This window comes from Nitratidesulfovibrio liaohensis (assembly GCF_011682075.1).
Taxonomy (GTDB): Bacteria; Desulfobacterota; Desulfovibrionia; order Desulfovibrionales; family Desulfovibrionaceae; genus Cupidesulfovibrio; species Cupidesulfovibrio liaohensis.
In genome coordinates this window covers 1-2,314 of the sequence record NZ_VSMK01000425.1, presented here as the reverse complement: position 1 = coordinate 2,314, position 2,314 = coordinate 1, and the positions used below count along the sequence as shown (strand labels likewise).

The following is a 2,314-nucleotide window of genomic DNA, read 5'->3' as shown; positions in this document are numbered from 1 at the left end:
CCCGGTGGAACGGCGTCGGGCGCGACAGGCCCGGCGGGGGGCGGCGTGGCACCGTACAAGGAGGCCAAGGCCCGCGTCACCGACCAGTTCACCCAGGGCTACCTGCGCGACCTGCTGGCCCAGACCGGCGGCAACGTGTCCGAGGCGGCGCGGCTGTCCGGCCTGTCGCGGGTGGCCATCCAGAAGATGGTGGCGCGGCTGGGGATGGATGTGGGCGAGTTCCGGGGCTAGGCGGTCATTCCCGCGTGGCCACCAGAATGCCGCCAAGGATCAGGGCGCCGCTCACGAAGTGGGCGGGCGTTACCGGCTCGCCCAGCAGCAGCAGCGCCTCCAGCCCGCTGAACGCGGGCAGGGAATAGTAGATCAGCGCCGCGCGGCTGGGGCCGATGGCCGCGATGGCCAGGTTCCAGCAGCGGTAGGCCACCAGCGACGCCCCCAGCCCGATGTACAGTACCCCGATCACGGCCTGCGGCGTGAACACGGGCATGGGGCCGGTGGAAAGTTCCCACGCCAGCATGGGCAGGACGCCCAGCAGCCCGGGAATGAAGGTGGCCATGAGGAACGTGGTTTGCCCCACGCCTGCCGGGCGCTTGCGCACCAGCACCGAATACCCCGCGAACAGCATGGAAGCGGCCACCATCCACAGGTCGCCGCTGGTGAAGGTAAGGCTGGACAGGCGCGCAAGGTCGCCCCGCGTCACCAGCACCACGATGCCGGTCACTGCCGTGGCCAGGCCCGCCAGGCGGCGCACGGTCACCGCCTCGCCCAGGAATACCCGCGAAAACAGGATGATGAAGATGGGCGACGACGTGGCGATGAGCGCCATGTTCAGCGCGGCGGTGGTGCGCCCGGCCACGTAGATGAAGGTGTTGAACACCGAAACGCCCACGAAGCCGGTCACGCAGAAATAGACAAGGTGGGCGCGCACCACCGGCCATTCGCGGCGCAGCGGGCCAAGGCCGAAGGGTAGCAGGACGCAGGTGGCCACCAGCCACCGCGCGAACGAGACGGATACCGGCGGCATGCTGTCGGCCAGCGCGCGCGCCACGATGAAATTGCCGGACCAGATGACGGTGGCCGCCAGCGCCAGAAGGACGCCGCGCGTGCCGCCGCCAAGGCGGTCATTGCGGGGGGATGCATGCATGGATGTACTCCGAAAATGGGAGCATCCTGCCTACGCCGGGGGTCTGGGGGTGTCAAGCGGGCGGGCCTGTCGTGGTGACGGCGCCAGTTATGCCAGTGCTGCCAGTAGCACCAACTGCGCCAATCGCACCAGCTGCGCGAGGCGCGGAAATATTCCCCTCCGGGAAATGCAGCGCGCCCCCGTCGGCGGGAACGACGGGGGCGCAGGCGGGAGGGATGCGTTGCTCTCTTGCGGAAGCACACCGAGCAATTTAGTGTTACGATTTTATAAATCGTATGCCTAATATCTATATGCTTGGCAAAAACGTGTCAACAGTCTGGGCGAAGTTTTGTGCGTCGCCTTGCAGCAACCGGCAGCCATCCCCCCGCACACACCACCGTGCCTTTGTCCCGGTGCCGTCCGCCGTGCCGGGGTTCTGTCCGGCATGGCCCCGCGCTCCATGCTCCGTGGCCGTGTTCCGGTCTGCATCCACGCCCTTCCCCGTTGCCGTTCGCGCCGTGCGGATCCCTTGCCCATGGCGCCTGCGCGGGGTAGGAGAGGTGTTCGCGTCCAACCCGTGCCCGGTGGCGCGCGGTGCCGCCGCACGGCCAGTCCGTGCGTGGCGGACCCCGTGCGCAAGAAGGAAAAGGTGCCAACCGTGACCATGACCGGATTTTTCAACGTCCTCTCGGTGGAGGCATTCACCGATCTCTTGCGTGCCTTTCCGCCGCTGGCGGCGGAAACGGTGGATTTGCACCACGCCGATGGCCGCGTGCTGGCGGCGGACGTCATCGCCGCAGAAGATTTGCCCCTCACCGACCGCGCGGGCATGGACGGCTACGCCGTGCGCGCCGCCGACCTGTTCGGCGCCACGGAAACGAACCCCGCCTACCTCGAATGCGACGGCAGGGTGGACATAGAGCACCCCGCCACCTTTGCCGTTGCGCCGGGCCGTTGCGCCGCCATCGTCACCGGCGGGGTCATGCCCGAAGGCACCGACGCGGTGATCATGGTGGAACATACCCACGAACTGGGCGCGGGCACCATCGAAATGCGCCGTGCCGCGGCCCCCGGCGAAAACGTTATGCTGCGCGGCGAGGACGCCATGGCGGGCATGCCCGCATTGACGGCGGGCACCCGGCTGCGCCCGCAGGAAGTGGGCATGCTGGCCGCCGTGGGCGCCACCACGGT

3 protein-coding genes are annotated in these 2,314 nt (G+C 68.4%); 2 read left to right on the top strand and 1 reads right to left on the bottom strand.

Annotated elements, in window-relative coordinates; genetic code table 11:
- Positions 1-231 (top strand): helix-turn-helix domain-containing protein (locus FVW27_RS13450; protein WP_279586634.1); only part of this gene is annotated, 231 nt, incomplete at its 5' end.
- 4 nt (positions 232-235) lie between these two features.
- Here FVW27_RS13450 and FVW27_RS13445 read toward each other — a convergent pair.
- Positions 236-1,144 (bottom strand): DMT family transporter, encoded by a 909-nt coding sequence (locus FVW27_RS13445; protein WP_167125945.1) that lies wholly within the window; start codon positions 1,142-1,144, stop codon positions 236-238.
- Between the two features lie 610 nt (positions 1,145-1,754).
- Between FVW27_RS13445 and FVW27_RS13440 the strand changes: the two genes are divergently transcribed.
- Positions 1,755-2,314 (top strand): MoeA family protein (locus FVW27_RS13440; RefSeq protein ID WP_481850164.1); only part of this gene is annotated, 560 nt, incomplete at its 3' end.